This window comes from Petrocella sp. FN5 (assembly GCF_029210395.1).
In the GTDB taxonomy this organism is placed as follows: Bacteria; Bacillota; Clostridia; order Lachnospirales; family Vallitaleaceae; genus Petrocella.
Window position 1 is genome coordinate 1 of sequence record NZ_JARGDP010000118.1, and the last position, 4,398, is coordinate 4,398.

General features: G+C 37.0%; 2 protein-coding genes and 1 pseudogene. 2 read left to right on the plus strand and 1 reads right to left on the minus strand.

Translation table 11 applies throughout. The features are described from left to right. Positions 1-7: 7 nt before the first annotated feature. Positions 8-1,318, minus strand: a complete 1,311-nt coding sequence (locus P0N36_RS14605) for an ABC transporter substrate-binding protein (RefSeq protein ID WP_275843604.1) — start codon at positions 1,316-1,318, stop codon at positions 8-10. 341 nt (positions 1,319-1,659) lie between these two features. Between P0N36_RS14605 and P0N36_RS14610 the strand changes: the two are divergent. After that, a pseudogene (locus tag P0N36_RS14610) lies at positions 1,660-2,508 on the plus strand (AraC family transcriptional regulator). A 121-nt stretch (positions 2,509-2,629) separates the two neighbouring features. Further along, positions 2,630-4,387, plus strand: coding sequence for an arginine--tRNA ligase (gene argS, locus P0N36_RS14615; protein ID WP_275843605.1), 1,758 nt, complete (start codon positions 2,630-2,632; stop codon positions 4,385-4,387). Positions 4,388-4,398 lie beyond the last annotated feature (11 nt).

The window sequence follows — 4,398 nt, forward strand, 5'->3', positions numbered from 1 at the left end:
TCTCTTGTTATTCTTCTGCCAAAGTTTTATTCATTGATGCTGCTATCTTTATCAAAGTGTCTTTCATCGTTTCTTCACCGGACCAAGCAGCACGTAGTTCTTTATTCACCATGTCTTCCCAAATAGATGTACTTAATGAATAAGGGCGAATAACTAAAGTTGCATCTAACATATCAAGATACGCTTGTAGGTTAAAATAGGACACACCATTTTTCCATGCTTCTGATGTTCCTTTATAGGCAGACATAGTCACACCCAATTCTGCTTGCTTTAATTGAGCCTCTTTTGTACTTAAATATTCAATTAAGCTCCATGCGGCGTTTGTATTTTTCCCATTAGCCGCTGCTGCCCAACCGAGACCATTATATATTGATACCCTTGTACCATCCGGTGCTTTTGGTAAGACCGCAATATCACAATTCTCACTTGTGTATTCATTATCTCTAAAACCCGGAACCATCCATGAACCTTGTGTGATCATAGCTACTTTACCTGATTTTAATAATACATCCGCGCCATTTTCTGCCATGATTTGAAGATTAGGAGAAAGCCCTTCATTCAGTATTTTTTCAAAAACTTCCATGGCTTCAATTGTTTTTGGGTCATCATAACCTGAGGTTTTTTTATCATCACTTATAACTTTACCACCATAGGCATAAATTGCATTATAATAACTGTCTTGATTATTGCCGGTATTGATGGCATACCCATATTGACTTCCATCATCCTTTGTCAATTTCTTTGCTGTCTCATATAATGTATCCCATGTCCAAGTGCTGTCTGGATAAGAAACGCCTGCTTCGTCAAACATCGTTTTGTTATACCATAAAGCTATCGTATCAATGTCTTTTGGCATTGCATATTGCCTTTGGTCCATAGCGTAAAGTTCTGAGATATCCTCATAGTAATGATCCATATCTATTTTATCACTGGCAACAATTTGATCTGTTAAGTCTAACAACAGATTATTCTTTATGTACTTTTGTGAGTTATTTGAATGCATCCAAAACACATCTGGCATCAAACCTCCAGATGCACCTGCTTCAAGCAGTGTCCAGTATTCGTCCCATGATAGAACTTGAATTTCTGCTTTTACACCTGATTGGTCCGACCAATCATTCATGATTTCTTGAAGACCTGCTTGTTGATTTGTATCCCATATTGCTACTGTTAATTTATCTGATGTTTGTAATACAGTCTTGTCCTCTACCGTTTGTCCGCCATCACTCGTGCTTTGATTTGTCATCGTTTCATTCTTGCAACCTGCAATGGATAATGCCAATATCATAACCATGAATAACATCATTAGTTTTTTCACTATGTGTTGCCTCCCTTTTTCATAAATCCCTTAAGTCTTAAGCCCATTAGTTCATGCTATGAAGCCAAAACATGGGATATAACAAATAAATAGTTGCACCTAATTTAAAAAACCTCTTATCCATCATTACAACTTGCAGGCCTGCTCATCTAATGATTCTCTTAATCATTTTGTGTAATTAAGATACTATTATCATAGCATAGGGGTTTGACCAAATAAATATTCTAGTTATATGGATTATATACCTTAATGCGTTATTTGCCGCCTTAAGTTGCAAGTAGATAGCATTTTGGTATATAATGAATTGATATGGCATTGCATTAAAGAAAAGGAGTGCCGCTATGGGTGAACATCTATTTAACATTTTCCCAAATGAAAGGTTTATTGATTTAAATCTCTTTCAGTATGGTTGGGAGCAATGTATCCCTTCTCAATCATTTGGCCCTCATATAAGAAATCACTATTTATTTCATTTTGTCATTTCAGGCGCAGGTACTCTCTTTTAAATGGATTCAAAAGGTAACAATCACGTGTACCGTATAACGAGCAATCAAGGTTATTTGATATGTCCAAATCAAACAAACACTTATGTTGCAGATGAAAATAATCCATGGGAGTATGCGTGGATTGAGTTTGACGGCTTAAGGGTTAGGGAATTGCTGAATCTTGCCGGTCTAACTGTTGATTCTCCTGTCTATCGTTCTATCGCCAAAGATTTGACTTATGAACTCATAAATGAACTTCTATATATTGTTAAACACTCGAATGAGTCACCCTTTCATTTAATTGGTCATTTATATTTGGCTTTAGATCTTCTTGCACGTTCTTCCGCAAATAAATCTGAAATCAAAAATAATAAACTTGCTGATTTTTATGTCCATGAAGCTTTGACTTTTATTGAGCAAAATTTTCAAAATGACATTTCAGTCAACGATATATCACAGTTTTGCAATTTGAATCGAAGCTATTTTGGTAAGATTTTTCGCAAAGCCGTGGGATCTAGTCCCCAAGATTTTCTTATTAAGTATCGGATGAGCAAAGCATCTGAACTCCTAAGAATCACTGACCTTCCTGTGTATGATATTAGTAAAGCCGTTGGCTATCCGAATCAGTTGCACTTTTCACGAGCCTTTAAAAATGTATATGGGATTTCCCCTACGCATTGGCGCAACAAAAATCTTCTCAAGTAACTTAAATCTCTCGTATTAGATTAACGTTTACTTCCAATACATAATAAGCTATAATATATTGAATATTTCAATATATATCTATTCAAAATCAAAATCTATTGCAACACAAGGAGTGAATACTATGTTGACAGCACAACTTACCAAACTTATGGAAGCGTCTTTTTTAGCCTGTGGTTATGATCCGATTTATGGACAGGTTGTCACTTCCGCCAGACAGGACTTATGTCAGTTTCAATGCAATGGTGCAATGGGTGCTGCAAAAGCATACAAGAAGGCGCCTTTTTTTATTAGTGATGCGGTTATTGACCATTTAAAATCTACCGAGCAATTTGAAAAAATGTTCTCACTGGCTGAAACCGTAAAGCCCGGCTTTATTAATTTATCCCTTTCAGATGAATACTTAGCCAATTATATTGAAAGCATTTCCGAAGATTCAAGAGTTGGTGTTGAGAAAGTTACTAAACCCGATAAAATTGTCATTGACTATGGCGGACCTAATGTAGCAAAACCATTACATGTGGGCCATTTGAGACCGGCTATTATTGGCGAATCCATCAAGCGTCTTTTTAAATTCTTAGGTCATGAAGTCGTTGGTGATGTCCATCTGGGCGATTGGGGTTTGCAAATGGGTATGATTATTGTAGAGGTAAACCGACTTTATCCTGATTTACCTTACTTCGACCCTGAATTTGAAGGCCCATACCCTACTGAACCACCCTTTAATTTTTCCGACCTTGAAGAAATCTACCCCATAGCCAGCAACCGTTGTAAAGAAGACCCTGACTATAATGAAAAAGCGAAGAAAGCAACCTTTGATTTACAAAATGGGCGCCCAGGCTATATCGCTTTATGGAAGCATTTTGTTGATTTATCTGTAAAGGATATCCTAACCATTTACAACCGCTTAGACGTTCATTTCGATCTATGGTATGGAGAAAGTGACAGCAATGCGTATGTCCCTAAGATTATTGATACTCTCAAGTCAAAAGGTGCTTTGTATGAGAGCGATGGTGCTATGGTTGTTGATGTCACCCGTCCTGAAGATAAGAAAGAGATTCCACCAATCATCATTTATAAGTCTGATGGTTCTATTCTTTATGGTACAACGGACCTTGCTACCATTGAGCAACGTGTCGAAGATTTTGACCCCGATTATATTCTCTATATTGTTGATAGCCGACAAGCCAACCATTTTATTCAAGTTTTTAGATGTGCTTCCGATCATGGTATTGCACCCTCCAAAACTTCTTTGGAGCATATCGGTTTTGGAACTATGAATGGAAAAGACGGCCGACCCTTTAAAACCAGAGATGGTGGCATTCTAAAACTTGCTGACTTTATTGATTCTATTGAGGCGAATGCCAAAGAAAAAATCAATGATAAAGAAGGCGTGGATATTGAAACAACGGCAAGAATTGTCGGTCTAGCAACCCTTAAGTATGCTGACCTCTCTAACTACCGTATGAAGGATTATGTTTTTGATTTGGACAAATTCTCTTCATTCGAGGGCAAGACCGGTCCTTATATCCTTTATACCTATGTTCGTATTAACAATATTATGAATAAGCTTAGAGACGAATTATTCCAGCCTAGCACGATTATAAGGCCATCTAGTGAAGTTGAGCGTCAGTTAATGTTAAAGATCGACAATCTGGAAATAGCACTTACCTTGGCTGCCAAAGACCGTGCTCCCAATATTATATGCGAGTATGTCTACGATTTAGCCACCTTGGCTAATGGTTTCTACCATGCGCATCATATTATTAATGAAAAAGATCCTATAAAGCGTGGTTCATGGATGAAACTACTTCAGATCACACAAAAATGTTTACTTTTGTGTCTTGATTTACTTGGTATCCAAGTGCCTGAGAAAATGTAGTATTATAAATG

What these genes read in the sequence shown, in the direction of transcription:
- argS (WP_275843605.1), top strand. Translation starts at nt 2,630, where the DNA reads ATGTTGACAGCACAACTTACCAAACTTATGGAAGCGTCTTTTTTAGCC.